The sequence below is a fragment of the Bacillus sp. YC2 genome, assembly GCF_019891195.1.
GTDB lineage: Bacteria > Bacillota > Bacilli > Bacillales > Bacillaceae > Bacillus.
The window spans coordinates 411,697-437,864 of the sequence record NZ_JAHXDO010000001.1 but is presented as its reverse complement, the minus strand read 5'-3'; the positions used below and the strand labels follow the sequence as shown (position 1 = coordinate 437,864).

The 26,168-nt window shown below is 44.3% G+C and carries 25 protein-coding genes; 21 read left to right on the top strand and 4 right to left on the bottom strand.

The window, feature by feature from the left end; translation table 11 throughout:
• Positions 1–5: 5 nt before the first annotated feature.
• From flgK to ftsX, 17 genes are all read left to right on the top strand, one after another.
• Positions 6–1,523: a flagellar hook-associated protein FlgK gene (flgK, locus tag KY305_RS02170; RefSeq protein WP_223061154.1), complete on the top strand. Its 1,518-nt coding sequence runs from the start codon at positions 6–8 to the stop codon at positions 1,521–1,523.
• Positions 1,524–1,534: 11 nt separating this feature from the next.
• The gene (gene flgL / locus KY305_RS02165) at positions 1,535–2,452 is read left to right on the top strand and encodes a flagellar hook-associated protein FlgL (protein ID WP_223061153.1); all 918 of its coding nucleotides are present in this window, start codon (positions 1,535–1,537) and stop codon (positions 2,450–2,452) included.
• A gap of 100 nt (positions 2,453–2,552) precedes the next feature.
• The gene (locus tag KY305_RS02160) at positions 2,553–3,122 is read left to right on the top strand and encodes a DUF6470 family protein (protein WP_223061152.1); all 570 of its coding nucleotides are present in this window, start codon (positions 2,553–2,555) and stop codon (positions 3,120–3,122) included.
• A gap of 29 nt (positions 3,123–3,151) precedes the next feature.
• On the top strand, positions 3,152–3,583 hold the full coding sequence (fliW, locus tag KY305_RS02155) for a flagellar assembly protein FliW (RefSeq protein WP_214802530.1): 432 nt from the start codon (positions 3,152–3,154) through the stop codon (positions 3,581–3,583).
• Entirely contained in the window at positions 3,577–3,801 is a 225-nt protein-coding gene (csrA, locus tag KY305_RS02150) for a carbon storage regulator CsrA (RefSeq protein ID WP_003151402.1), read from the top strand. Before fliW ends, csrA begins: the two co-directional genes overlap by 7 nt.
• Positions 3,802–3,943: 142 nt before the next feature.
• Positions 3,944–4,945: a flagellin N-terminal helical domain-containing protein gene (locus KY305_RS02145; RefSeq protein WP_223061151.1), complete on the top strand. Its 1,002-nt coding sequence runs from the start codon at positions 3,944–3,946 to the stop codon at positions 4,943–4,945.
• A gap of 264 nt (positions 4,946–5,209) precedes the next feature.
• Positions 5,210–6,745, top strand: a complete 1,536-nt coding sequence (locus KY305_RS02140) for a flagellar hook-associated protein 2 (protein ID WP_223061150.1) — start codon at positions 5,210–5,212, stop codon at positions 6,743–6,745.
• Between the two features lie 19 nt (positions 6,746–6,764).
• Positions 6,765–7,166, top strand: a complete 402-nt coding sequence (fliS, locus tag KY305_RS02135) for a flagellar export chaperone FliS (protein ID WP_223061149.1) — start codon at positions 6,765–6,767, stop codon at positions 7,164–7,166.
• Entirely contained in the window at positions 7,166–7,510 is a 345-nt protein-coding gene (fliT, locus tag KY305_RS02130; RefSeq protein WP_223061148.1) for a flagellar protein FliT, read from the top strand. Before fliS ends, fliT begins: the two co-directional genes overlap by 1 nt.
• A 9-nt stretch (positions 7,511–7,519) precedes the next feature.
• Positions 7,520–7,897 (top strand): DUF8042 domain-containing protein, encoded by a 378-nt coding sequence (locus KY305_RS02125; RefSeq protein ID WP_223061147.1) that lies wholly within the window; start codon positions 7,520–7,522, stop codon positions 7,895–7,897.
• A 194-nt stretch (positions 7,898–8,091) separates the two neighbouring features.
• Positions 8,092–8,658, top strand: coding sequence for a ribosome hibernation-promoting factor, HPF/YfiA family (hpf, locus tag KY305_RS02120; RefSeq protein ID WP_223061146.1), 567 nt, complete (start codon positions 8,092–8,094; stop codon positions 8,656–8,658).
• Positions 8,659–8,824: 166 nt separating this feature from the next.
• The gene (gene secA, locus KY305_RS02115; protein ID WP_223061145.1) at positions 8,825–11,350 is read left to right on the top strand and encodes a preprotein translocase subunit SecA; all 2,526 of its coding nucleotides are present in this window, start codon (positions 8,825–8,827) and stop codon (positions 11,348–11,350) included.
• A gap of 77 nt (positions 11,351–11,427) precedes the next feature.
• A protein-coding gene (gene prfB / locus KY305_RS02110; protein WP_223061144.1) for a peptide chain release factor 2 occupies positions 11,428–12,529 on the top strand; the annotation gives its coding sequence in 2 pieces (ribosomal slippage) (positions 11,428–11,499 and positions 11,501–12,529; 1,101 coding nt in all).
• Between the two features lie 170 nt (positions 12,530–12,699).
• On the top strand, positions 12,700–13,548 hold the full coding sequence (locus tag KY305_RS02105; RefSeq protein WP_223061143.1) for a YitT family protein: 849 nt from the start codon (positions 12,700–12,702) through the stop codon (positions 13,546–13,548).
• A gap of 38 nt (positions 13,549–13,586) precedes the next feature.
• Positions 13,587–13,925, top strand: a complete 339-nt coding sequence (gene cccB, locus KY305_RS02100) for a cytochrome c551 (protein WP_223061142.1) — start codon at positions 13,587–13,589, stop codon at positions 13,923–13,925.
• Positions 13,926–14,143: 218 nt separating this feature from the next.
• The gene (gene ftsE / locus KY305_RS02095; RefSeq protein ID WP_214802562.1) at positions 14,144–14,830 is read left to right on the top strand and encodes a cell division ATP-binding protein FtsE; all 687 of its coding nucleotides are present in this window, start codon (positions 14,144–14,146) and stop codon (positions 14,828–14,830) included.
• Positions 14,823–15,713, top strand: coding sequence for a permease-like cell division protein FtsX (gene ftsX / locus KY305_RS02090; protein WP_223061141.1), 891 nt, complete (start codon positions 14,823–14,825; stop codon positions 15,711–15,713). Before ftsE ends, ftsX begins: the two co-directional genes overlap by 8 nt.
• Positions 15,714–15,759: 46 nt before the next feature.
• On the opposite strand, the gene KY305_RS02085 is transcribed toward ftsX, so the two are convergent.
• The gene (locus KY305_RS02085; protein ID WP_223061140.1) at positions 15,760–17,166 is read right to left on the bottom strand and encodes a right-handed parallel beta-helix repeat-containing protein; all 1,407 of its coding nucleotides are present in this window, start codon (positions 17,164–17,166) and stop codon (positions 15,760–15,762) included.
• A 170-nt stretch (positions 17,167–17,336) separates the two neighbouring features.
• On the opposite strand from KY305_RS02085, the gene ctpB reads away from it, so the two are divergent.
• The 3 genes from ctpB (at position 17,337) to minJ (ending at position 20,732) form a co-directional block, all read left to right on the top strand.
• Positions 17,337–18,734, top strand: a complete 1,398-nt coding sequence (gene ctpB, locus KY305_RS02080) for a carboxy-terminal processing protease CtpB (protein ID WP_223061139.1) — start codon at positions 17,337–17,339, stop codon at positions 18,732–18,734.
• 378 nt (positions 18,735–19,112) lie between these two features.
• Complete coding sequence (gene swrA, locus KY305_RS02075) at positions 19,113–19,466, top strand: swarming motility protein SwrAA (protein ID WP_214802572.1); 354 nt, start codon at positions 19,113–19,115, stop codon at positions 19,464–19,466.
• Positions 19,467–19,541: 75 nt separating this feature from the next.
• A complete protein-coding gene (gene minJ, locus KY305_RS02070) occupies positions 19,542–20,732 on the top strand; it encodes a cell division topological determinant MinJ (protein ID WP_223061138.1) in 1,191 nt (396 codons plus the stop codon).
• A 339-nt stretch (positions 20,733–21,071) separates the two neighbouring features.
• Here minJ and KY305_RS02065 read toward each other — a convergent pair whose 3' ends face one another.
• The 3 genes from KY305_RS02065 to KY305_RS02055 form a co-directional block, all read right to left on the bottom strand.
• On the bottom strand, positions 21,072–22,406 hold the full coding sequence (locus KY305_RS02065) for an MFS transporter (protein WP_223061137.1): 1,335 nt from the start codon (positions 22,404–22,406) through the stop codon (positions 21,072–21,074).
• A gap of 24 nt (positions 22,407–22,430) precedes the next feature.
• The gene (locus KY305_RS02060; protein ID WP_223061614.1) at positions 22,431–23,000 is read right to left on the bottom strand and encodes a TetR/AcrR family transcriptional regulator; all 570 of its coding nucleotides are present in this window, start codon (positions 22,998–23,000) and stop codon (positions 22,431–22,433) included.
• Positions 23,001–23,072: 72 nt separating this feature from the next.
• Entirely contained in the window at positions 23,073–25,574 is a 2,502-nt protein-coding gene (locus KY305_RS02055; protein ID WP_223061136.1) for a PEP/pyruvate-binding domain-containing protein, read from the bottom strand.
• A 298-nt stretch (positions 25,575–25,872) separates the two neighbouring features.
• Here KY305_RS02055 and KY305_RS02050 point away from each other — a divergent pair, with 298 nt between their 5' ends.
• The gene (locus KY305_RS02050) at positions 25,873–26,109 is read left to right on the top strand and encodes a CsbA family protein (RefSeq protein WP_003151438.1); all 237 of its coding nucleotides are present in this window, start codon (positions 25,873–25,875) and stop codon (positions 26,107–26,109) included.
• The last annotated feature ends 59 nt before the right edge of the window (positions 26,110–26,168 follow it).

Genomic DNA, 26,168 nt, shown 5'->3' with positions numbered 1-26,168 from the left:
TTTCAATGCCATCGACTTTTATGGGCCTCGAAACAGCCAGACGTGCGCTGAGTGCGCAGCAGACTGCTTTGAGCACAGTTTCAAATAACGTTGCAAATGCAAATACAGAAGGGTATACAAGGCAGCGTGTATCTCTGCAATCAACGAGCCCTTACCCTGCTGTATCGAAAAATAGTGAGCTGACAGCGGGACAAATCGGAACCGGTGTAAAAGCGGGTTCAGTGGAACGTGTCAGAGACAGCTTTTTAGATTATCAATACAGAAATGAAAATACAAAATTAGGTTACTATACCGCCCGTTCAAATTCATTATCACAAATGGAAGGCGTCATGAAAGAACTTGACGATAAAGGTTTAAACGGATCGTTCAATTCTTTTTGGAATGCACTTCAGGATCTGGCGACGAATCCGGAAAATACGGGAGCGCGCTCGGTATTGCAAGAGCAAGGAAAGTCTCTTTCGGAGAGTTTTAACTATATATCAAACTCACTGACGAATATTCAAGGCGATATTAAAAAGAATTTGGATAATACCGCGGATCAGGTCAATTCTATTCTTAATCAGCTGAACGACCTGAATACTCAAATAGCCGCCGTTGAACCGAGCGGCATGCTGCCTAATGATTTATATGACAAAAGAGATAGTTTGCTTGATCAATTATCTTCTATGACAAATATAAAGGTTTCATATAATAAGTCAGGCGGCAACCCTTTGGCAGTCGCTGAAGGCACGGTTAATGTGGAATTGCTCAACGGCAGTAACAATTCAATCGGAACGCTGCTGGACGGTAAAACCAAAACCGTTTCTGAAATGAAAATAAACTATGACAAAGACAGCGGACTTGTTACGACTGTTTCCGTAGGGGACAGCACCGTTAATGCAGATGCTTTTTCCGGCAAAGGATCACTCCTAGGCCTGATTGAGTCATACGGCTATATGTCAAATGGAGAAGAAAAAGGGGTTTATCCAGAAATGCTTTCGGCTCTTGATGACATGGCTCTTTCCTTTGCGAATGCGTTTAACGCAGTCCATGAAAACGGAAAGACATACACTGGCGAACAGGGCGGAGCCTTCTTTGATTTCAGCGGGGATGAAGCCGTGCCGACAAAAGGGGCTGCCGCCAAAATTAAAGTCAGTGACAAAATTCTTGCATCCACTGACAATATCGCAGCTTCGTTAAATGGACAAAAAAGCGACGGCACAAATGCGACTCAATTAGCCGCAGTGCAAAACAGCAAGCTGACAATTAACGGCGAGTCCACAACGATTAACGATTTTTATGAATCCCTTATCGGGAAACTAGGCGTCAATTCGCAGAAGGCCGCCAATCTCATGAAAAATTCTGAAAGCAATACCCTTTCAGCTGATGTACGGAGACAATCGGTCAGTGGGGTGTCGTTAGATGAAGAAATGACAAATATGATTCAGTTTCAGCATGCTTATAATGCAGCCTCGCGAATCATTACAATGCAGGATGAAATTTTCGATAAAATTATTAACGGTATGGGCACCGGAGGAAGATAGGAGATAAGTAAATGAGAGTAACTCAAGGGATGATCGCTAAAAATTCTCTTCGATTTATCGGCTCAAGTTATGACAAACTCGATCGGCTTCAGCAGCAAGTGGAGACAGGAAAAAAAATATCGAAAGCTTCTGATGATCCGGTTGTAGCGATGAAGGGAATGCAGTACCGCACTCAGCTTGCACAGGTTAACCAGTACCAAAGAAATGTCTCGCAAGGTTTTACATGGCTGGAAAACTCGGAATCAAGCGTAAATTCGGCAACGGATGTTATGGGGAAAATCCGTGACTTGATGGTTCAGGCCAAAAGTGATTCCAACGGTGAAACAGAATTAAAGGCAATCGGAACCGAAGTCGGCCAGCTGAAAAAACAGCTCGTTTCTATCGCAAACACTCAAGTAAACGGCCGTTATCTGTTTAACGGAACTAATTCAGATGTTCCGCCGATCACTGAAAACGCCGATGGTACTTACACGTACAATTATGAGAACTACACCAGCTCTTCAGACGTTAATATTAACATCTCGAACGGAGCTGTGCTGAAGGTGAATTCAGATCCGAATTCAGCCTTTGGGGGAGTCGCTCAAAACGGTGATAATGTATTTCAATTTCTTAATTCATTAGAAGATTCATTAAGCAAAGGGACGCTGTCTGAAGCTGATTCAGATAAAATTCTGTCAGACATCGACGGTTTTACGGATAAAATGAATGCTGAGAAATCCAACATCGGCGCACGGACAAACCGTTTGGAACTCGTTAAGACAAGGCTTGAATCTCAAGAGGCAACAGCGGAAAAAGTGTTATCGGATAATGAAGATGTAGAAATGGAAGATGTGATTGTTGATTATATGACTCAGTATGCTGTTCATAGAGCGGCGCTGTCTGTAAATGCGAACATCATTCAGCCGTCACTGATTGACTTTCTGAAGTAACAATACATTTCGTCTGCTATTTCAAACTCTGTAAAAAAAGCGACTCACAACTGGGAGATCGCTTTTTTTACTAGAACATGCAAACTGAGGAGGGATTTCTGTGCAGATGCCGAGATTGATTATTGACAGTGTGCCTGCTAAAATCGGTATTACCATTCAGAAGGAAGAAATCGAGATGGAGCAGCCGCCGGCCGACTTGGAAATGGAGCAGCCGCCGGCCGATTTGAAAATTGAAAGCAAACCGGCAAAATTGACCATTGATCAGACGAGGGCTTGGGAGAATCTGAATCTGAAGTCGTTTGATAAGCTCAACGCCGAAGCTGCCCAAAAAGGGGCGGAAGCCTGCAGTGAATTTATTGCAAAAACGGTCAGGGAAGGAAAGGAAATGGCTGCTATTGAAAAGAAAACGGGTAATGTAATGGCCAGACAGGCAGCCGAGGTCAGACCACCCGATCCATTTGGCGAATTCAGTGACTTTCTGCCTGCGCAGTTTCTTGTCGACATTGACTGTATTCCTTCAGAGCTTACGGTTGATATTGAAGCTCACAAGCCGTCAATTGAAGCAACCGCCCATAAGCCGATATGGAACTTCACACCGGCTAATGTGCAGATTGATATGATACAAGACCCTAAAGTAACGATATCGGTTGAAGACGGCAAAACAGAATAAAAGATGAAAGTTGTAAAGGATTGTGAAGCATGATTATTCAAACAAAATACCACGGGGAAATCAGAATAGACGAAGGGCAGATCATCTCATTTGAAAACGGCTTGCCCGGGTTTAATGACGAGACTCAATTTGTTGTTCTTCCTTTGTCAGAGGATTCGCCGTTTTTAGCGCTGCAGTCTGTCAAACAGGAGCACATCGCCTTCATTGTCGCCAGTCCGTTTATTTTCTTTAAAGGGTACGAATTCGACATTGATAACGCGACAATTGAGCTTTTGAAGATCGAAAACATAGAAGACGTTGAGGTTATGGCGATTTTAACGATTGAAGAGCCGTTTGAAAACACAACTGCCAATTTAAAAGCGCCGATTGTCGTCAATAAAAAGGAAATGAAGGCAAAACAAATCATACTGCATGATGCTTCCTTTGAAACTAAACATTTGATAGGAGGAGGATCATGTTAGTCTTATCGAGAAAAGTGAATGAATCCATTCAGATTGGTCCCGATATTGAAATAAAAGTGATTGCAATTGAAGGCGAGCAAGTGAAGCTGGGAATTGAAGCCCCTCAGCACGTTGATATCCACCGCAAAGAAATATACCTGTCCATCCTGGAAGAAAACAACAGAGCGGTTTCTTTTAATACTGATTTATTGCTTAATTTATCCTCACAAAAAAAGTGAGGATTTTTTTATTTTCATATAAACAATAGAAGCGGCCGTCCGATATATATAGTGTAGCCAATGAGAGGAAATATTTTCTTTTGATTGAAGCTGCAAATATGCACAAGGACGTGCGAAAAACAATTCAGGGAGGAAATACAAAATGAGAATTAACCACAATATCGCGGCTCTTAACACAAGCCGTCAGCTGAACGCAGGTTCAAACGCTGCTTCTAAAAACATGGAAAAATTATCTTCAGGTCTTCGCATCAACCGTGCTGGTGATGACGCTGCGGGTCTTGCGATCTCTGAAAAAATGCGTTCTCAAATCCGCGGTTTAGACATGGCGTCTAAAAACGCTCAAGACGGAATCTCTCTTATCCAAACATCTGAAGGTGCATTAAACGAAACTCACAGCATTCTTCAGCGTATGAGCGAACTTGCGACTCAAGCGGCAAACGATACAAACACTGATTCTGACCGTTCTGAGCTTCAAAAAGAAATGGACCAATTAGCGTCTGAAGTAACAAGAATCTCTACTGACACTGAGTTCAACACGAAAAAACTTCTTGACGGGTCTGCAAAAGATCTTACGTTCCAAATCGGAGCTAACGAAGGTCAAACAATGACTTTGTCTATCAATAAAATGGATTCTGAAAGCCTAAAAGTCGGCACGGCTTATACAGTTCAAGCTGATGGAACACTTCAATCAGCTGATGGAAAAAGCACTGCTACTTGGGCAGATGAAGAAAAAGACCCAACTTCTGGTGAAGTCACAAAAGCTGCTGGATATTATGATACTAATGGAAAACTTGTAGGATCTGAAAAATTACAAGAAGGCGATAAATTATCTAAAGGTATCGACATCTCATCTTCTGCTAAAGCTGCGTCTTCAGCTCTTACAACAATCAAAACAGCTATCGACACAGTATCTAGCGAGCGCGCTAAACTTGGTGCGGTTCAAAACCGTTTAGAGCACACAATCAACAACCTTGGTACTTCTTCTGAGAACCTGACATCTGCTGAATCACGTATCCGTGACGTAGATATGGCTTCTGAGATGATGGAGTACACGAAAAACAACATCCTTACTCAGGCTTCTCAAGCGATGCTTGCGCAAGCTAACCAACAGCCTCAGCAAGTTCTTCAATTGCTTAAAGGTTAATAACAGAAAGATCCTGGTTATCCAGGGTCTTTTTTTATTTCTTCAGCATTCCCCCACAAGTAAAACCTCACACAGCGTCTCAAAGCAAGAACAAAATTGACAAAATGAAACGTCATAATTTGCAGTTAAAATATTGAAAACCTTTTAATTTAACCGATATAAGAATAAGATCATGCAATCACGGTGCTGTGATATGATAAACAGTCGGAAACTCCCTGTTTTCATAGAGCCGTCTGCGACTAAAGTCGAAAAGGAGAGGTACATATGGTCACAAGAATTACAGGCATTAATTCCGGTCTTGATGTAGATTCATTGGTTAAAAAGCTGATGGATGCCGAAAAACAGCCGCTGAATAAATTAAACCAGCAAAAGCAGACGCTTGAATGGAAGCGTGATGCTTATCGGGATATGAATACCCAAATTACCGATATGTATTCAACTACTTTTAATAATATGATGCTATCCACAAACTGGAATACAAAAACAGTGACGAGTTCGGATTCCAGCGTCAGCGCTGTGGCAGTCGGTGCCGAGCAAAATATATCAACAAGCATGTCAGTTCAGCAGCTGGCAACGCCGACGACGTATAAATCCGCGGGCGCCATCAATTTCACTTCAGGTACAGCCAGCACCCTGAAATTCAATGTCACAAATCCGGGAGAAACAAAGCCGACTGAAGTAAGCGTGAGTATTACTGCAACCGACACGATTGATGATGTCGTCTCTAAACTGAATAGTGCCGGTCTCGGTGTCACGGCTTTAAAAGAAAAGATTTCTAACGGCACGGATTATGTGGATACGATCGCGCTGACATCCAATAAAACAGGGGAAGAGTTTAAACTTTCAGCCGCAGATGATACGACAAAAAGCTTTTTGACGGATCAGCTTGGTTTTGCCGTTGATGATACGACAAATGAACTTACGGCAAACGCTGCAGGAAAAAATGCGAAATTTACGTTTAACGGACTTGAAATGATGAAAACGTCAAATGATTTCACGATCAACGGGATCAAATATACGTTAAACAGCGTAACGGAAAACAATAAGACGGTTACGATTAACAGCACGACCGATACAGACGGCATTTTTAATAATATTAAAGATTTTGTTGATAAATACAATACGCTGATTAAAAATGTAAACGCGAAGGTGACTGAATCAAAGTATCGCGACTATACACCGTTAACCGATGAACAAAGAGAGGCAATGACTGATAAGCAGATTGAGCAGTGGGAGGAAAAAGCAAAAAGCGGTTTACTTCGGAGCGACGGCACGCTGCAAAGCGGTTTGGCGGAGATGCGGATTGATTTGTATTCACCCGTGACGATTGACGGGAAAAAATATCAGCTTGCCGATTTTGGTATCGAAACGTCTGATAACTATGCCGATCAAGGAAAGCTCGTCATTAAAGACGAAGCAAAATTGAAAGCGAAAATTACTGAAAATCCTTCTCTGGTGGCTAAGCTGTTTAATGCAGACAGCACGACTACAGACAGCACAACCGGCAAGACCATCAAAAATACCGAAGAGCAGGGCATTGCCAGAAGATTAAAAGATACATTAAGCGCGATGCAAACAAAAATCACAAAACAAGCCGGAACTGAAAGCTCTGTATCGACCAGCTTTTCGATCGGAAAAAGTTTGAACGAGGTAGAAAAGAATATTTCTGATATGAAAACGAAGCTGGATGACATCGAAACGAGATATTATAAAAAATTCAGCGCTATGGAGTCGGCATTGGAGAAATTAAACAGCCAATCTTCATATCTCACTTCGATGTTAGGATCTTCAACATCATAATTTTGGAGGTTTAATAAAAATGGCAATAAATAATCCCTTTGCTGCTTATCAGCAAACGTCCGTCTATACAGCCGCCCCCGAAGAGCTTACACTCATGCTTTATAACGGATGTCTGCGTTTTATCAAATTGGCCAAGCAGGCCATGCGGCAAAAAAACCCTGAAGCCAAAAATGAAAATATTGTGAAGGCGCAAAACATCATTCAAGAGCTCAGCCTTACGTTAAACCGGGAGATTGAAATTTCTGAGCAGATGTCATCTATCTATGATTACATCCGCCGCCGTTTAATCGAAGCGAATGTGCAAAATAATGAAGATGTTTTAGATGAGGCAGAAAAGCTTGTTACTGAGTTTCGCGATACGTGGAAGCAGGCCATGCAGACTGAACGGAAAAATAACCATGGCACAGGCGGTCTTGCCTGATGAACAGCGGCGTCTTTTCTCTATATAACGAAACGAAGGACATGTACTCGGCCTTAAAAGGCGCTCCGGAAAGTGACAGCCTCGTTGAAAGCATCACGGTGTTTACGGAGAAAAGGGAGGGGATGCTTGCGTCTATAAAGCCGCCTTTCTCCGAAGAAGAAAAAGCGATGCTGCAGCAGGTGACGGCTTGGGACCGTCTGATTACAGACGAAGTGAAAAGGGTTCAAGAGATTGTCAGAAACGAAATCAAGATGCTTAAGAAAAAACGTGTATATCACAACACGTATTTTAATCCGTATCATCAAACAACGAGTGACGGCCGTTATTACGACAAACGTAAATAGGTGAGTGCTTTGAGAAGTTTGAACGATTACCATTTGGTGTCAGCTTATTACCAGCTTCTTTTTACGATTGATGAGGGGCTTTGCTACTTATTGGATACGCATGATGATTTTTTTAAGACGGAAGGCGAACGGATTTACAACGATCTGATTCAGGCTTTTTTCCATCTTGATTCTTCCCATACGCTCCTTCTGTCAATTGTTGAAAATCAATGCGTGGAAATCGCCATCAAATCATTTGACGATATCTTTCAGGATTTCAGCATGTTAAATGATTATGATTTTCCGTCTGAATCATTTCAGGAGTTTTTAAAAAACAGCTTTTTGCCCCATTATAAGCTGTGGATGGAGCAGACCCACCATTGTATCAAACCGTATGTCATTCACTAGACCTGCTGGAATCCGGCAGGTCTTTTGCCTGCGTGTTTTGCATATACTTGTAACCGGCTGATGGAAGTCAGGCAAAACCGACACCATTCGTCATCGTTCACTGATTTTACACAATATTTTTTCGTTTCGGCAGGGATCATAAAGGGTAATAGAGAAATAGATACATATCCTTAGATAAAGGGAGGCGTTCTTTGATGAACTACAATATCAGAGGAGAAAACATTGAGGTTACACCCGCGTTAAAGGATCATGTGGAGAAAAAAATCGGCAAGCTGGAGAGGTATTTCGAGCAAAGCGTCAACGCCGACGTAAACGTCAACTTAAAATTCTACAACGATAAAGAATCAAAAGTTGAAGTTACCATTCCGATGACTGATCTGGCACTTCGTTCAGAGGTGCATAACGAGGATATGTACAATGCCATTGATCTCGCAACAAACAAGCTGGAACGTCAAATCCGCAAGCATAAAACGAAGGTAAACCGCAAATTCCGCGAACAGGGATCACCGAAACATTTATTCGAAAACGGCAGCGCCGCTGATACGGGCGTAGCAGTTCAGGATGAACTAGAGGATGACAGCCCTGATATTGTCCGTCAGAAACGCTTCAATTTAAAGCCGATGGATAATGAAGAAGCGATTTTACAAATGAATATGCTCGGCCATAATTTCTTCGTATTTACAAATGCGGAGACGAATCTCACAAATGTCGTCTACCGCAGGAATGACGGGAAATACGGATTAATTGAACCGACTGAATAAACACATCCAGCCTTCCGTGAACGCGCGGAAGGTTTTTCTCTTTCTTTAATTGCAAATTCTTTGGAAATAACAAAAGGTATGGTATGATAATGAGAGGTATACATGGACAGTAAATTATTATTTATCCATGCGTGAAAACGCATGTGAACATAGAGGAGCGTTATAGATGCTTGGGATTTTAAATAAAATGTTTGATCCGACCAAACGTGCGCTGAACAAATACGAAAAAATAGCTAACGATATTGATGCTGTAAGAGGAGATTACGAAAACCTCTCTGACGATGCGCTTAAACATAAAACGATTGAATTTAAGGAGCGTCTTGAAAAAGGAGAAACGACGGATGATCTTCTCGTTGAGGCGTTTGCGGTCGTTCGGGAAGCTTCACGCCGCGTAACCGGCATGTTCCCGTTTAAAGTGCAGCTGATGGGGGGCATCGCCCTTCATGAGGGGAATATTTCTGAAATGAAAACAGGGGAAGGGAAAACGCTGACTTCAACTCTTCCTGTTTATTTAAATGCGCTGAGCGGAAAAGGCGTTCACATCGTAACGGTCAACGAATATCTGGCAAGCCGTGATGCTCAGCAAATGGGCGAAATCTTTACGTTTCTGGGTCTGACGGTCGGCCTGAACCTGAATTCGATGTCAAAAGACGAAAAACGCGAAGCATATGCAGCCGACATCACTTACTCAACGAATAATGAACTCGGTTTTGATTATTTGCGTGACAACATGGTGCTTTATAAAGAACAAATGGTGCAGCGCCCGCTTCACTTTGCCGTGATTGATGAGGTCGATTCGATTTTAGTCGATGAAGCCAGAACGCCACTGATCATCTCCGGACAAGCTGCAAAATCGACCAAGCTTTATGTGCAGGCAAATGCATTTGTCCGCACGCTGAAGAAGGATCAGGATTACACGTATGACGTCAAAACGAAGGGTGTCCAGCTTACGGAAGAAGGAATGACGAAGGCGGAAAACGCTTTTGGCATCGACAACCTGTTTGATGTCAAAAACGTCGCGCTCAACCATCATATCAACCAGGCTTTAAAAGCCCATGCGGCAATGCAGAAGGACGTAGATTACGTTGTTGAGGACGGACAGGTCGTTATCGTCGATTCCTTCACGGGCCGTCTGATGAAAGGACGCCGTTACAGCGAAGGCCTTCACCAGGCGATTGAAGCGAAGGAAGGTCTGGAAATTCAAAACGAAAGCATGACATTGGCGACGATTACGTTCCAAAACTATTTCCGGATGTACGAAAAGCTTGCCGGGATGACCGGAACCGCCAAAACGGAAGAGGAAGAATTCCGCAATATTTATAATATGCAGGTAGTCTCCATTCCGACTAACCAGCCCGTTATCCGTGATGACCGTCCGGACTTAATCTATCGTTCAATGGAAGGAAAGTTCAAGGCGGTGGCAGAGGATGTGGCCCAGCGCTACATGACGGGACAGCCTGTGCTGGTCGGTACCGTTGCCGTTGAAACGTCTGAATTGATTTCTAAGCTTTTGAAGAATAAAGGAATTCCGCATCAGGTGCTGAACGCGAAAAACCATGAGCGTGAGGCGCAGATCATTGAAGAAGCGGGGCAAAAAGGCGCTGTCACGATCGCGACGAACATGGCCGGACGCGGAACCGACATTAAACTCGGCGAAGGCGTAAAAGAGCTGGGCGGCCTTGCTGTCGTCGGTACGGAACGCCACGAATCGCGCCGGATTGATAATCAGCTTCGCGGACGTTCAGGACGTCAGGGAGACCCCGGCATTACACAATTTTATCTTTCTATGGAAGATGAACTTATGCGCAGATTCGGTGCTGAGCGGACGATGGCGATGCTTGACCGTTTCGGTATGGATGACTCGACGCCGATTCAGAGCAAGATGGTGTCGCGCGCCGTAGAATCATCTCAAAAACGTGTGGAAGGAAACAACTTCGATTCACGTAAACAGCTTCTGCAATATGACGATGTGCTGCGCCAGCAGCGTGAGGTCATTTACAAGCAGCGTTTTGAAGTCATTGACTCTGAAAACCTGCGGGATATTGTAGAAGGCATGATCAAGTCATCTCTTGAACGGGCGATCGCTGCTTATACGCCGAGAGAGGAGCTTCCTGAAGAGTGGAACCTCGACGGACTCGTGGAGCTTGTAAATACGACGTATCTTGATGAAGGTGCGCTTGAGAAGAGCGACATTTTCGGAAAAGAACCTGAAGAAATGCATGAACTGATCATGGATCGGATCATGACGAAATATAATGAAAAAGAAGAGAACTTCGGCATAGAGCAGATGCGTGAATTTGAAAAAGTCATCGTGCTGCGCGCCGTCGACTCAAAATGGATGGATCATATTGACGCGATGGATCAGCTGCGCCAAGGGATTCACCTTCGCGCCTACGCGCAGACAAATCCGCTGCGTGAATACCAAATGGAAGGCTTCGCGATGTTTGAGAACATGATCGAGTCCATTGAGGACGAGGTGGCGAAGTTTGTGATGAAGGCCGAGATTGAAAGCAATCTGGAACGCGAAGAGGTTGTTCAGGGCCAAACGACGGCTCATCAGCCGCAGGACGGCGATGAGGCGAAACAGGCGAAAAAAGCGCCGGTTCGCAAAGTCGTTGATATCGGACGCAACGCGCCTTGCCATTGCGGAAGCGGAAAAAAATATAAAAATTGCTGCGGCCGGACAGAATAAAATCCGTCTGGATATAAGCGATAAACGACCGGGTCTGCGCCTTTTGGCGCCCCGGATCTTTTAATGAGGTGAATGGAATGGAATTTTCAGAAATCAGGGCAGAACTCGAAAATATGGCTTCTCGTTTAGCGGACTTTAGGGGGTCTCTTTGACCTCGAAGCAAAGGAAGCCCGCATTGCTGAATTAGACGAAAAAATGGCGGAGCCGGACTTTTGGAATGACCAGCAAAAGGCCCAAACCGTTATAAACGAAGCGAACGGTTTAAAAGACTACGTCAACTCATATCATCAGCTGAGCGAATCTCATGAAGAGCTGCAAATGACGTATGATCTTTTAAAAGAAGAGCCTGATCAGGAGCTTCAGCAGGAGCTTGAGAAAGAACTGAAGTCATTAACGAAGGAATTGAATGAATTTGAGCTTCAGCTTTTGCTCAGCGAACCTTATGACAAAAACAATGCGATTTTAGAGCTTCACCCGGGTGCCGGCGGTACGGAATCTCAAGATTGGGGCTCCATGCTGCTCAGAATGTATACCAGGTGGGCGGAAAGACGCGGATGCAAAGTTGAAACGCTTGATTATCTGCCGGGAGATGAGGCAGGAATTAAATCAGTCACACTGCTGATAAAAGGCCATAACGCATACGGCTATTTAAAAGCTGAAAAAGGCGTGCACCGTCTCGTGCGGATTTCTCCGTTTGATTCTTCAGGCCGCCGCCACACGTCATTCGTTTCATGTGAGGTTATGCCTGAATTTAATGAAGAAATCGATATTGACATCCGGACAGAGGATATTAAAGTCGATACGTACCGGGCCAGCGGTGCGGGCGGACAGCACGTCAATACGACGGATTCGGCCGTTCGGATTACCCACTTGCCGACAAATGTGGTCGTCACATGCCAGACGGAACGTTCGCAAATTAAAAACCGCGACAGAGCGATGAAAATGCTTAAAGCGAAGCTGTATCAGCGCAGAATTGAAGAGCAGCAGGCTGAGCTTGACGAAATTCGCGGTGAACAGAAAGAAATCGGCTGGGGCAGCCAAATCCGTTCTTACGTTTTCCATCCGTATTCCATGGTGAAAGATCACCGGACAAATACAGAAATGGGGAACGTACAAGCGGTAATGGACGGCGATATTGACATCTTCATCGATGCTTATTTGCGCTCTAAGCTTTCATAATAGGAAAACACACCTGCCTCCGGCAAGGTGTGTTTTTTTATTCCATTCTCTTTATCCGTTTTTCACAATAGCGCTTTAGCCAATTAATACGGTATTTGGCTGTTATTTACTTCTAAGCCGGGAAGACTTAAAATGCTATCGAGAGAAAATCGGAGAACGGAGGATTTATTATGAATGTGAATCACAATAAACCGCTCCGCCTGATAAAGGATTATTTGTATATCATTATCGGCGCGGCGATTACAGGTGTGGCGTTTAATGTGTTTTTACTGCCGAACCGGATCGCAGCGGGCGGAGTAAGCGGAATCAGCACCATTTTGCAGACGTTTGGTTTTGAACCGGCTTATGTGCAGTGGATTATTAACATTCCATTGTTTATTGCCGGAGTGATCATTCTCGGCGGTAAGTTTGGAATGAAGACACTTGTCGGGTCTATCGTTTTGCCGCTCGTCGTCTTTTTAACACGGGATCTGCCTCCCGCCACGACGCATGAACTGCTTGCGGCTATTTTCGGAGGCGTCGGAATCGGAACGGGGATCGGCATCGTGTATCTCGGAAAAGGCTCAACGGGGGGAACGGCTCTGGCGGCACAAATCATTCATAAATACACGGGGCTTTCTTTAGGGACTTGTCTTGCCGTGATGGACGGATTAATTGTCGTAAGCGCCATGCTCGTCTTTGGTATTGAACAGGGCCTTTATGCGATGCTCGGCGTGTTTATTTCAAGTAAAACGATCGATGTCGTACAGGTCGGCTTCAACCGTTCTAAAATGGCTTTAATCATTACAGAACATGAAGAAGCAGTCAGATCAGCTGTATTTACGCAAATTGACAGAGGTGTAACAAAAATCTCAGCTGTCGGAGGATATACCGATCATGACCGTCCGATTCTAATGTGTGTCGTTGGGCAAACAGAATTCACAAAACTGAAACAAGTGGTCAAACAAATTGATGAGTCAGCTTTTGTCATTGTGGCAGACGCAAGCGAGGTGCTCGGTGAGGGTTTCAAACGCGCCTGAACGAGGTTATAATATGCGTAAAGGGGTGCATCTTACATATGAAATCAAAATGGGCGATACTTATTCTGGTTCTTACCATGTCTGTCCTGCTGGCGGCATGCGGTTCCAATGATTCGAAAAAAGACAGCTCAGACAGTTCAGGAAGCTCAAAAGCGTCTGCTTCCGCAGGGGAAGAGCTTTATCAGCAAAGCTGCATCGGCTGCCACGGCAAAGATTTAGAGGGCGGCGGAGGCCCGAATTTACAAGAAGTCGGCGGGAAGTACGATGAAGCCAAAATTGAAAGCATTATTAAAAACGGCCGCGGCAACATGCCGAGCCATCTTGTAAGTGATGAGGACGCCGCGAAGATCGCGAAATGGCTGTCACAGAAAAAATAACAGCAAAACCTTGCCTTTCATGACGGCAAGGTTTTTTCACGGACTGGGAATGAAAAGAAACTGTAATAGTATTATGTCTAAATTTGACGTATAATGAAGTGTACTGAGGAAAAGGAACTTTCAGATTTTTCATCTGTTTCCTGATGATTCGGCCATAAACCGCAGATGAAAAGCGAACTCTATGGCTGCAAGACATAAATAAAAGATTAGGTGATTTCATGATAGAGATGAAAGAAGTATATAAATCCTATCCAAACGGTGTAAAGGCAATTAACGGGCTGTCAATCAAGATTCATCCCGGAGAATTTGTTTATGTCGTAGGACCGAGCGGAGCCGGAAAATCTACTTTTATCAAAATGATTTACAGAGAAGAAAAGCCCACAAAGGGGCAAATATTGATTAATAATAAAGATCTCGCAACGGTTAAGGAGAAAGAGATTCCTTTCGTGCGGCGTAAAATAGGTGTTGTTTTCCAAGATTTTAAACTTCTTCCGAAACTGACGGTTTTTGAAAACGTCGCGTTTGCGCTTGAGGTGATAGGCGAGCAGCAGTCAGTCATTAAAAAACGCGTGCTTGAAGTGCTCGATCTTGTGCAGCTGAAGCATAAAGCGAGACAATTTCCCGACCAGCTTTCCGGCGGGGAACAGCAGCGTGTATCCATAGCAAGATCAATCGTCAACAACCCTGATGTTGTCATAGCTGACGAACCGACGGGAAACCTCGATCCGGATACTTCGTGGGAAGTCATGAAGACGCTGGAAGAGATTAATAATCGCGGAACGACTGTCGTTATGGCGACGCATAATAAAGAAATAGTAAACACCATGAAGAAACGGGTCATTGCAATCGAAGACGGGATCATTGTGCGTGATGAGTCAAGAGGGGAGTATGGTTCTTATGATTAAAATTCTCGGGCGCCATTTGCGTGAGAGTTTTAAATCTCTCGGGAGAAACACATGGATGACATTTGCATCTATTAGTGCAGTAACCGTTACACTGATTTTGGTCGGCGTGTTTTTAGTCATTATGCTGAATTTAAACAATATGGCGTCAAACGCTGAAAAAGAAGTGGAAATTAAGGTTTTAGTTGATTTGACAGCTGATAAAAAAGCGCAGGATACGCTGCAGAGCCAGATTAAAGAGCTCTCGGGCATTCAAAGCGTCGATTTTTCATCTAAAGATAAAGAGCTTGACCAATTGGTCAAAAGCTTTGGCGACAGCGGAAAATCTATGAAAATGAAAGATCAGGAAAATCCGCTGAACAACGCGTTTGTCGTCAAAACGACAGATCCGCATGATACGCCGAAAGTGGCGAAAAAAATAGAAAAGCTTGATCATGTTTATAAAGTGACATACGGAAAAGAAGAAGTCAGCCGTTTGTTTAAAGTCGTCGGCGTATCACGCAATATCGGGATTGCGTTAATTATCGGCCTTCTGTTTACGGCAATGTTTCTTATTTCCAACACGATTAAGATTACGATTTTTGCAAGAAGAAAAGAGATTGAGATCATGAAGCTTGTCGGCGCGACAAACTGGTTTATCCGCTGGCCGTTTTTCCTTGAAGGGCTGCTGCTTGGGGTATTCGGTTCTGTCATACCGATCGCTCTCGTACTGAGCACGTATCAATCAATGGTCGGCTGGGTGGCTCCGAAGGTTCAGGGATCATTTGTTTCCCTCTTGCCGTACAGTCCGTTTGTGTTCCAAATATCACTAGTGCTCATTCTGATCGGCGCGGTGATCGGCGTATGGGGAAGCCTGACATCTATTCGCAAATTCTTACGTGTGTAATTGTAAAAGCCAGTCTGATAACAGACTGGCTTTTTTGATATCTCCGTTACTTGATGACGGGCCATGCCGGTGACTCCGGCTTTAATGTAAAGTCGTAAGACGCTTCGTCACGATACATCGGATCAGCATAAATCGAATCCGAATCATTTTCCGTTCCTTTTTGATAGGCTGAAAATGTGTCATATTCTTTCTTTTTCCAAAACCAGGTGCCGTCTTTTCCGCTTTCTTTGTGATAGACGTTATGATTGACGGTATTGCCTTCATTTTTCGTGAATTCATTTGCGATAAATATTCGTGAACGGCTTGCCGTCATGATGTTTTTCTCGATGGTGTTCCCTTTTGTATCGTGCTGAAGCAGCAGCTGGCCGCCATCAAGCCCTTTCGTATCATTGCGGTAAAGAATGTTGTGAGCGATCACAGAATTCATTGTGCCGCCGCGCTTTGTGTCATAGCCCCCGATTGAAATACCCGTGTAAGCATTATTGTACACCTTATTTTCAGTGATCCGAATATCTGTGGCGTATTTCGCTCTGTGTTCAGACGTGGCTTCAATTCCGAGATCATTGTTGTAAACGGTGTTTTTCTTAATCTCGACATGTTCTGCCCCATCAACGTAAATTCCGCCCGCTGAGTATTCGTTCCCATATGCGGGATTTCCGTAAGAGGAATTATCGCTGACTGTATTGTTCGCAATGACGCCGTTTCGCACATAATCGTTTTGTTTCGCCGTTCCTTCGTATCCGATCACATCAATCCCAATATTGTTATTGTTGCGGATTGTATTGTCAGCGATCGTGAAGCCGTCAATGTTTCCGTTCAGCACAACTGCCTCGCTTGCGCCGAGCGTCAGCTTTTCAACTGTATTATTTGTGACTTTGATATCCTTCATGCCGTCAGTGCCGTAGAACGCGATTCCGTGTGCGTTGCCTTCATCAGCCGTTGTTTTAATGTTCTGAACATGGTTGCTGTCAATGGCAATATGACTGCTTGATCCAGTCACATAAATCCCCATGGCTGTTGCATCTTCCGATGAGACAGAAAGGTTCTCAAGCGTTACACCGTGAATGGTAATATAATTCTTATTGCGTATCTGAATTAACGGCGTCTCAGAATCGGTGCGCGCAGCAGATTTTCCGCTGATGACCGCTTTCTCATTTTCATAGTTTTTAAACGTAATGGGCTTTTCGGCCGTGCCGCTGTGCTTCACTTCAAAGGTTTCATCATATGTCCCTTCCCGAATCAATACGGTTGTTCCGGCTGCGGCTTCTTCAGACGCATGCTTCAGCGTGCGGAACGGCTTTTCTTTCGTTCCTTCATTTTGGTCATTTCCGCTAGGAGAAACGTACAGGCAGTCCGCCTCATTTTGTTCATTGGCCTCCGTTTTAGTAAAGGCAAAAGCGATAATGCCAGCAGCTAAGACGGCGGCAGATAATATAGAAATTTTCATTTTCATATTGGATTCTCATTTCTGTATATTTAATGTAGTTCATACAAAATATTATACGTTATCCATTTATGTGAAACAATCGAACGATTTCATTTTTTTACTGTCATTACATGAATTCTTTCAGCTTTACATATACTATCTCCAGGTTTTCGTAAAAGGACAGGAGGAGGTAAAAGATGAAGCAAAAAATGATCGCAGTTATAGCCGCAGTCAGCATATTGTGCGGCGGTGCGGACATCGCGGCGGCAAAGCCTGATCCATCCGGCGCTGAAAGAAGCGAAGCGATGGAGAAAATTGAAAAAGCATATGACTTAATTTCAAATGAGTATGTAGAGAAGGTAGATAGGGAAAAGCTGCTTGAAGGAGCGATTCAGGGGATGCTGTCTACATTAAACGATCCTTATTCCGTTTATATGGACAAGCAGACAGCCAAGCAGTTTTCTGATTCGCTTGATTCCTCTTTTGAAGGAATCGGCGCTGAAGTCGGAATGGAAGACAATAAAATTATTATTGTATCACCGTTTAAGCAATCACCGGCAGAAAAAGCCGGCCTCAAGCCGAATGATGAGATCATCAGCATTAACGGCGAATCAATGGACGGGAAAGATTTAAATGATGCCGTACTCAAAATAAGAGGAAAAAAAGGCTCGAAGGTTTCTATTAAAGTACAGCGTCCCGGCACGGAAAAACAGCTGTCCTTCCGCATTAAAAGAGCGGAGATTCCGCTGGAAACCGTATTTTCTTCCCGAAAAGAAGCAGGGGGGCGTCCTGTCGGCTATATCGGGATCTCGACTTTTTCAGAACATACGGCAGAAGACTTCTCATCAGCGCTGAGCAAGCTTGAAAAACAAGGAATTGAAGGATTGGTTATTGATGTGCGCGGGAACCCCGGCGGCTATCTCCAAAGCGTGGAGCAGATTCTGAAGCATTTCATTACAAAGGACATGCCGTACATTCAAATCGCGGAACGTGACGGGGATAAAAAACAATATTTCTCAACCTTAAAACATAAAAAGCCGTACCCCATAAATGTCATTACGGATAAAGGAAGTGCTTCCGCCTCTGAAATTCTTGCGGGCGCTTTGAAGGAAGCCGGACATTATGACGTTGTCGGCGATACCTCCTTCGGAAAAGGAACGGTTCAGCAGGCCGTGCCTATGGGTGACGGAAGCAACATTAAACTGACGCTTTACAAATGGCTCACACCGAAAGGCAACTGGATTCATAAAAAAGGAATTACGCCGACAATCGCCATGAGCCAGCCGGAGTATTTCTCTGCGGGGCCTCTTCAGCTTAAACAGCCTCTTCAGCCTGATATGAATAATGCGGATGTGAAACACGCCCAAATCCTGCTGAAAGGCTTAAGCTTTGATCCGGGCCGGGCGGACGGATATTACAGCAAAACGATGAAAAAAGCCGTTCTTGCTTTTCAAGATCGATACAAGCTTGATAAAACGGCAGTCATTGACAAAAAAACAGCGGAGAAAATGAATCAGCTGATTAATGAGAAGAAATCTGATGAAAATAATGATTTACAGCTGCAAACAGCATTAAAATCATTATTTGTGAAATAAAGGAAGGGAGGCGGTTTTTCTGCCTCCTGTTTCTTTTGTCATGTTGTAAAAATGAACTAAAAGACACATATTTATGACGATTTTGACAAGATATTAAAAAAATTTTCACATTTAAACATTTATAAAGGACAAACAATACCCGATATTTATAGAGAAGAGAGACTTTATGCCGAGTTAATATGTATTTAAAATGAAACTTTTGCAAGTTGCCTCAGTCTGTTTTAGTTCTTACAATTAAAGAAGGTTCTAATAGAGAACAGATTTCGTTTTTTGGCAGCTGCACTTCGAATTGAATGGTGCCGGCAGCGACTGTCAGCACTTCAGCACGGCAGCTGTAATCACCCGTGCTTATTTGGATAAAAAAATGGGGGTTCACAATTGAAGAGGGCAAGTATTGTGCGTGAAAAAAAATATTACGAATTAGTGGAACAACTAAAAGACAGAACAAAAGACGTCACATTTTCAGCAACAAAAGCACTAAGTCTTCTTATGCTGTTCAGCAGATATCTGGTGAATTACACAAATGTTGAATGCGTTAACGACATTAACGAAGAATGTGCAGAACATTATTTCACTTACTTAATGAAAAATCATAAACGTCTGGGAATCAATCTGACGGACATCAAAAGGTCGATGCTCTTGATCAGCGGAGTGATCGATGCTGAAGTCGACCATTATCTGAAGGATTTCTCTCTCTCGAATGTTACGCTGTGGATGACACAGGAGAGGTAGGCGTTTAATCATATCCAAGCCAATTATTATTTGGTAGAATAGAATTAAAATGTTTGGCTTGAGGCGGTGAAAGTAATGTCTGTTCAATGGGGGATTGAACTGTTAAAAAGTGTTGGTCTGTTTTTTTTGCACCCGCTATTTTGGTTTTTTATCATCATAAGTCTCGCGTGCGGATATTTGCGGATAAAACGTGAACGGCATACGTTTCATACGAAAATCGCAGATATGTATGATGAGCTTACTTTTACATACATTAAAGGCCTAATACCGGGAATTCTTCTCTCGATACTGTTATTTGGGCTGGGGATCTCAATTCCGCTCGGTCTTTTAGGCATTATTGCTGCTGTAACGGCTCTTGCGGCGCTTACTTTCCGCATGAATTGGCTGTCATCGGCTTATATTGTCAGCACGGCCATGCTGATTGCCTTTATCCTTCATTTTAGCCAGTCGGAGCCTTTTACAGAGCGGTTTCCGCAAGCATTCGGAGTGAATTGGGCTTCTGCCGCCGTGTTTTTGGGTCTTTTGATTATTACGGAAGGAGCGGCTGCATACCGTTCGGCCCATCTGAAAACGTCTCCTGCGCTTGTTGTCAGCAGCAGGGGCCTGCCGATTGGGCGTCAATTGGCGAATCGCGCCTGGCTGCTTCCGCTTTTCATCTTGGTGCCGGGCAACGGACTTGAGTCACACCTTTCTTGGTGGCCTGTTTTTACCGTGCCGGGCGGCTCTTTCCATTTTATCTGGATTCCTTACATCGTCGGTTTCGGACAGCGTGTGCAAGGGTCACTTCCGAAAATAAGCATGAGGATAACGGCAAAACGGATTATGATTCTCGGGCTTATTGTTACGGCTGTCGGAGCTGCGGGTCTTTGGTGGACGCCGCTTGCGGGGGCCGCTGCTTGTACAGCGGTGGTCGGACGTCTGTTTTTGTCATTAAGACAGCGCATGAATGATAACGCGGCTCCGTTTTATTTCTCTAAACGTGATCAAGGTTTAATGGTTCTCGGCATCATTCCGAATACGCCGGCGGAGGATCTCGACCTGAAGATCGGTGAGATCATTACGAAAGTAAACGGCATCCCTGTGAAGCATGTATCGGAGTTTTATGAAGCACTTCAAAAAAACCGCGCATTTGTAAAAATGGAGATCATCGGTTTAAACGGCCAAATCCGTTTTGATCAGCGTGCGTCTTATGAGGGCGAACATCACCAATTAGGTATTTTGTTTGTGCAAGATGAACATGAGCAGGAAGAGACAGCTGCATTATAAAAAAACAGCCCGGTGCCGCCGGGCTGTTTTTGTTTAAGGGCGGAACACAATGTCAGCGGGATGCATTTCTGATGCAATAATGCCTGTGACAGTATGTGCCGTCTTCAGATATCTGGCGAATAGGTAAGAACGGGATCAGCTGTCGTTCCTTCCGTATTATGTTGAACGGTATTGACGATCAGTGCCGGCGCCAGCGGGCGAACTTGTTCTAAACTCTCAGCCATTCATTCCTCTTTTCTCTCTTTTTATATCAAACGGGGTTGCGATACGGCGGGGGAGGACGAAGGATAAAAACTAGAAAAAGGTTCCGAGAATCATATTCTCAGGAACCTTTTTCTGTTAAGCTGAATGATTTTGCGTTTGGGCCGTTTCGCCGGACTTAATGCCTAATGACACGAACAAGCCGATAATGGAAACACCGATCAGAATCATAAACAGAATATGAAATCCGGAAATCAAACCGATCAAAGCGGAAGATATAATACTTCCGAAATAGCGGAAGGTGGAAAAGATGCCGGATGCAATTCCGGACATACCCGGCTCGACCGTCGCAAGGGATGACACCTGCATGCTCGTCAGTCCTGCACCTGAAGCGAGGCCTCCTAACATAAGCGATGTCATGAGGAACGGAACGGAATGGGAATGAACTAAGAGTAAAAATAAGATATTCGCTCCGGCCATCAATCCGAATGACAGAAAAATCATTCTTCTTGCGCCCCATTTATGATGAAGCTGAGCGCCGCCCCAGTTGCTTGCTGACATGAAGACGGAAAAGACCGATAGCGCCATGCCGCTTTGAGATGTATTTAAACTGAAATGGTTTGTCATAAACAGCGGCATGATCAATAAGACGGCGTACATCATTAAATTACTTAATAAGACTGACAGATTGGCGCTCGTAAAGGTTGAGTTTTTGAAAAGATCAAAATCAATAATCGGATGTTTCGTCCGCATCTCCCGTCTGAAAAAAAACGGAACAAACAAAAGAATAAGCAGGCCGTACAGCCAATAGCCCCAAGTGCTTTCATTTTTCGTCAGCAAAATAATAGATACGATGCTTCCGGCGAGCAAAAGCGAGCCGATCAAATCAAGCGGCGCGTCAGAAGTTTTTTCTTTATATTTAGGAAACATCATCAATGCCGTCACAAGTGCGATAGCGAGAAATGGGATGTTGACCCAAAAGATAGAATGCCAGCTGAAGCTTTCAATCAAAAGTGAACCGATAAACGGGCCGAGAGCCGCGCCGAGGCCGGCGCCGAGACCGAAAAAACCGAATACTTTCGGAAGGCGTTTTTCAGACACGACATGCCGGATGATGGCAATGCTGTTTGGCGTAAGCAAAGCGCCGCCGGCTGCCTGGAGCGCGCGGAAAACGATTAATAAGAAAAGACTCGGCGAGAGGGCGCATCCCAGCGACGCAATCAGAAAGAGACCGACGCCCCATAAATACATTTTTTTGTTTCCGTACATATCACCGAGCTTGCCGGCAATGGGCTGTGTCACGGCCATCACAATTAAATAGACGGTCACAACCCAAGTGATGCTGGCGAGAGATTCGCTGTATGACCGGGAAATGGATGAAAGGGCTACTGCAATCATCGTAGAATTGATAGGGACGAGAATTGCCCCCAGCAAAAGTGAAACGATCAGCGCCCATTCTTTCTTTGAACCCATTCATATCCTCCTTTGGAGCCGGAATTACCGGCTGATGATTCCTTTGACAAAAATCTCAGTGCTGTGTCTCAGCATGGTTTCTTCAGGAAGAGATATGACTCTTTTCCCAAGCTGCAGGCGGTGCGTGAAATAACCAAAAATCATCGTCATAAAAACGTCTGCATTTGCTTCTTCACAGCCGGGGCTGATGATGTTTTTCTCTGTCAGCCCTTTAAAATAAACAATCAAATACTTTTTTACAGATTGCGGATACACGACAATATCCTGAAGCAGATCTTCAAACATTTCCGGTTCACGCAAGCAAATCCGAAACACCTCTTTTTTATGTTCTAATTGTTTTAAGAGACAGGTGCCGATATGAAGCAAATCTTTATACGGGTCGCCTTCTGTCTTTTCGATGATGCTTTCCGGGGTTTGCGTCTGCTGCTCAATGATGGCTTTCATTAATCCTTGTTTGTTTTTGAAATTACGAAAAATCGTTGCTTCGCTTACATTGGCCTGTTCGGCTATTTCCTTTGTTGTTGCGGCGCGGTACCCTTTTTTAATAATAAGGTCCATTGCAGCGTCAAGAATTCTCCTGTTTGTCGTCCTCAACATGTTTCACCTCGCGTAATTACTGGCAGGACAAGTATACACCCGCCCCGCCGGTATGATAAAGAGGGAAACCTAATATGAAGCGCGTTTGACAATGGTGATTTTGCCGCTCGTGCCGTCAACCGTGACGATGTCGCCGTCTTTCAGCCTGTCAGTCGCAGCACGTGTGCCTAGAACGGCAGGAAGCCCGTATTCTCTTGCGATGATGGCCGCGTGCGATAAGATGCCGCCGGTGTCTGTAATGACTGCCTTTGCATCCTGAAACAGACTGGTCCAAAGCGGTGTCGTCATTTTACAGACAAGCACATCTCCAGATGAAAAGCGGGAAAATTCACTTGCGTCACGAATGATCTTCACCGGGCCGCTGGCGATGCCGCTTGAAGCCGCGAGGCCGTAAATGTGTTGTTCGGTGTTTTTTTCATCTTCTGTAATTGATCCTGTAATCTGTTCTGCCGCTTTTAGCTGTTCGGGAGTCGGCGTGCCGAGATAAGCGGGCGCTTCAAGCAATTGATAGTCTCGAAGCAGTTGTTTCCGTTCTGCCGCCTTTTCTTGCATCGGCGCCGGAGACATTAAGGCTTCCTCGACTTCATCGCCGTATAAATACCACATATCCTCCCGATCATTGATAACGCCCTGCTCTTTTAACAGCTCGCCGATTTTCAAGAGACATAGGCGTGCTTTTGCGTCAAGCATCGCGTCAATATAAAAATGGTGATCGTCTTTAATCACGGATGAAGACAGCGTCCACTGATAATAGCGGTCAAAGGTTTTCCGGAAGCTGTCATCCTCGACTTTTTCCAAAAACGAAGCGTAGAGCTGTTTTCTTTTTTCAATCGTTTTGCTGAATTCGCTGTCAAAATCGTAGCCGCTGCGGACATAGTTTTGGATATTGGCCAATGCGAAATAAGGGTTTTCCGCCCATGTTTCTTCAATCAGGTCATGACTTTTCACAGATCTCCATCCATACTCCTCTAAAAAGTGGCCGACTTTCTGGAGAAAGCGCTTCCCTTCTTCGGATTGCAGGAGCGTTTGATGCAGTTCATCGGCATGATAGGTGCTGAATACGCGCTGTAATGCCGGGCTGTTATTCACTTTTTGCGCGAGCAGCCAAAGATGCCTGTCTGTCTCCAATGATTTGTTCATCACTCCCGCCAGCATTTCGTACAAAAGGGCGCTGTTTTCTTCTTCGATCTGTCCGTACATGGCTTCCAGTTTCATGCTTAAAGCAATCTGGGGAAAGATGATATTGAAATGTTCTTCATATCCTTTTAAATAGAAGGCTTTCAGTTTTTGGAACGCATCAAGGGCGCTCTCAGGCGTATGGGTCACATGCGCCAGTTCGTCCAGCCTTTTATAAAAAGGAAGAAATGTTTCGTTAATAATATCGTACATGCGTTCAGCTAAAACCGGAAAAAGCGCTTCTGTTTGTTCTGAAGGCGGCTGCTCCGCTACTTTTCTTTGTTTGGAAAAAATATGGCCCTGATGAAGCTTTACCCGCTCAATTTCCACACCCATTACAGGAAATGTTTTCACGCTCTGCTGCAGCCCGTATTCTAAAGCCGGAACGATGAGAGAGGCGAATAACGGGCTGACGGGTCCTTCGATATTGGCCTCCATATTCAGCCAAAAATCCTTCTGATCGAGAGGTGTAATCATAAATTCACGCTCCTCGTCAGCCGCTTTTTGATCCTGTTCTATTGTGGTAATCGGACGGGCCTGAAGCAGATACAGCTTGTTTTCGGCAATTCCGAATTCAAGATCAACGGGGTAGCCGTACAGCGCCTCCGTTTTTTTCGTCAGCTCGGCAAGCTCTTTAACCCTTTCGTCATCAAGGCAAAAGCGGCTTCTCATATCATCGCTCGTTTCCTTTTCCGCCACGCCTTCTGCTTGAGAAAATATAAACATTTCCTTTAATCCGATTTCTTTCTCAATCTGAAATGTCTCCTTATTGACGAGATACGTGTCGGGCGTCACGCTGCCGGAGACGATTGCTTCCCCGAGGCCGTAGCTCGCTGAGATCATGAGTTCTCCGTCATCATGCGTGACGGGGTTGCGGCTGAAAATGACGCCCGACACCTCTGACTCGATTAATCCCTGCACAACGACGCCCATTAACGGCTCCGTAATGTCATTTTGCATTTTCTCTTTATAACGGCTCACCCGGGCTGAGAAAAAGGAAGCCCAGCATTCTTTCACTTTTCCGAGAAACTCTTCCTCCGTTTTTATATTTAAATAGGTTTCGTACTGACCGGCGAATGAAGCGCCTTCCAGATCTTCAGACGCTGATGAGGAACGTACGGCCACCGAAGCATATGATTCTCTCAAATCATAAAACGATGCGGTCAGTTCATCTTTCAGCTCTTTAGAAAACGTGCCGTTAATGATAGCGCGCCCCATCTGTTCATCATCGTCCCGAAGCTGGTTGTCTTCTATAAAACGTGTCAGGGCATTCGTCTGAATGACAAAACCGTCGGGAACGGGCAGCCCGTTTTTCGTTAGTTTAATCAGATTCATCCCTTTTGCGCCGGCTAAGCGGCTGGATTCCTCAGCTTTATTAAAAAGTACTGAATACATGTGATATGACCCCCTTCTTTTGATCACTAAGAAAATGATAGTGAACACTATCATTCCATTGTAAAGAGAGAGGAAGAAACTGTCAAAGACACAAAGGCCTAATCCTCCTGCACCTTTTGGATGAATAAAGGTATAACGATTCATCTTGTTAATAGTTCAATTGATATACATTCATATTTTTCAGATGAATGATTGAAGATTGCTGAAAAAGGGTAATGTAATAATAGGGGAACGATTGTCCGATTCTTCATTTTTTACTATAATCAGATGAGATGAAGAATTCCCGAGGAGGGTTTTTGTGATTACAAAAGCCGTTTTTGCATTATGTTTCCCTTTTATGCTGGTCGTCCTTTTTACGCGGGTTACATTTAACCACTATGTGGCTATCGCTCTCACCGCCGCACTGCTTTTCGCATCCTACTTAAAAGGGTACACAGAAACGTATTTTATCGTTGGATTAGACGTGGTGTCTTTGGTGGCCGGCGGTTTGTACATGGCCAAAAAAGAAGCAGACAAAAAGAAAGATAATGCCTGACATAGTGAATATGAAATGTGAATGCCTGCTTTTACGCCATAAAAGCAGGTTTTTTATAC

Excerpts from the sequence above, each read along its gene's own strand:
- flgK (WP_223061154.1), top strand. The coding sequence starts at position 6 with ATGCCATCGACTTTTATGGGCCTCGAAACAGCCAGACGTGCGCTGAGT.
- flgL (WP_223061153.1), top strand. The coding sequence starts at position 1,535 with ATGAGAGTAACTCAAGGGATGATCGCTAAAAATTCTCTTCGATTTATC.
- fliW (WP_214802530.1), top strand. The coding sequence starts at position 3,152 with ATGATTATTCAAACAAAATACCACGGGGAAATCAGAATAGACGAAGGG.
- csrA (WP_003151402.1), top strand. The coding sequence starts at position 3,577 with ATGTTAGTCTTATCGAGAAAAGTGAATGAATCCATTCAGATTGGTCCC.
- KY305_RS02145 (WP_223061151.1), top strand. The coding sequence starts at position 3,944 with ATGAGAATTAACCACAATATCGCGGCTCTTAACACAAGCCGTCAGCTG.
- KY305_RS02140 (WP_223061150.1), top strand. The coding sequence starts at position 5,210 with ATGGTCACAAGAATTACAGGCATTAATTCCGGTCTTGATGTAGATTCA.
- fliS (WP_223061149.1), top strand. The coding sequence starts at position 6,765 with ATGGCAATAAATAATCCCTTTGCTGCTTATCAGCAAACGTCCGTCTAT.
- fliT (WP_223061148.1), top strand. The coding sequence starts at position 7,166 with ATGAACAGCGGCGTCTTTTCTCTATATAACGAAACGAAGGACATGTAC.
- hpf (WP_223061146.1), top strand. The coding sequence starts at position 8,092 with ATGAACTACAATATCAGAGGAGAAAACATTGAGGTTACACCCGCGTTA.
- secA (WP_223061145.1), top strand. The coding sequence starts at position 8,825 with ATGCTTGGGATTTTAAATAAAATGTTTGATCCGACCAAACGTGCGCTG.
- KY305_RS02105 (WP_223061143.1), top strand. The coding sequence starts at position 12,700 with ATGAATGTGAATCACAATAAACCGCTCCGCCTGATAAAGGATTATTTG.
- cccB (WP_223061142.1), top strand. The coding sequence starts at position 13,587 with ATGAAATCAAAATGGGCGATACTTATTCTGGTTCTTACCATGTCTGTC.
- ftsE (WP_214802562.1), top strand. The coding sequence starts at position 14,144 with ATGATAGAGATGAAAGAAGTATATAAATCCTATCCAAACGGTGTAAAG.
- ftsX (WP_223061141.1), top strand. The coding sequence starts at position 14,823 with ATGATTAAAATTCTCGGGCGCCATTTGCGTGAGAGTTTTAAATCTCTC.
- KY305_RS02085 (WP_223061140.1), bottom strand. The coding sequence starts at position 17,166 with ATGAAAATGAAAATTTCTATATTATCTGCCGCCGTCTTAGCTGCTGGC.
- ctpB (WP_223061139.1), top strand. The coding sequence starts at position 17,337 with ATGAAGCAAAAAATGATCGCAGTTATAGCCGCAGTCAGCATATTGTGC.
- minJ (WP_223061138.1), top strand. The coding sequence starts at position 19,542 with ATGTCTGTTCAATGGGGGATTGAACTGTTAAAAAGTGTTGGTCTGTTT.
- KY305_RS02065 (WP_223061137.1), bottom strand. The coding sequence starts at position 22,406 with ATGGGTTCAAAGAAAGAATGGGCGCTGATCGTTTCACTTTTGCTGGGG.
- KY305_RS02055 (WP_223061136.1), bottom strand. The coding sequence starts at position 25,574 with ATGTATTCAGTACTTTTTAATAAAGCTGAGGAATCCAGCCGCTTAGCC.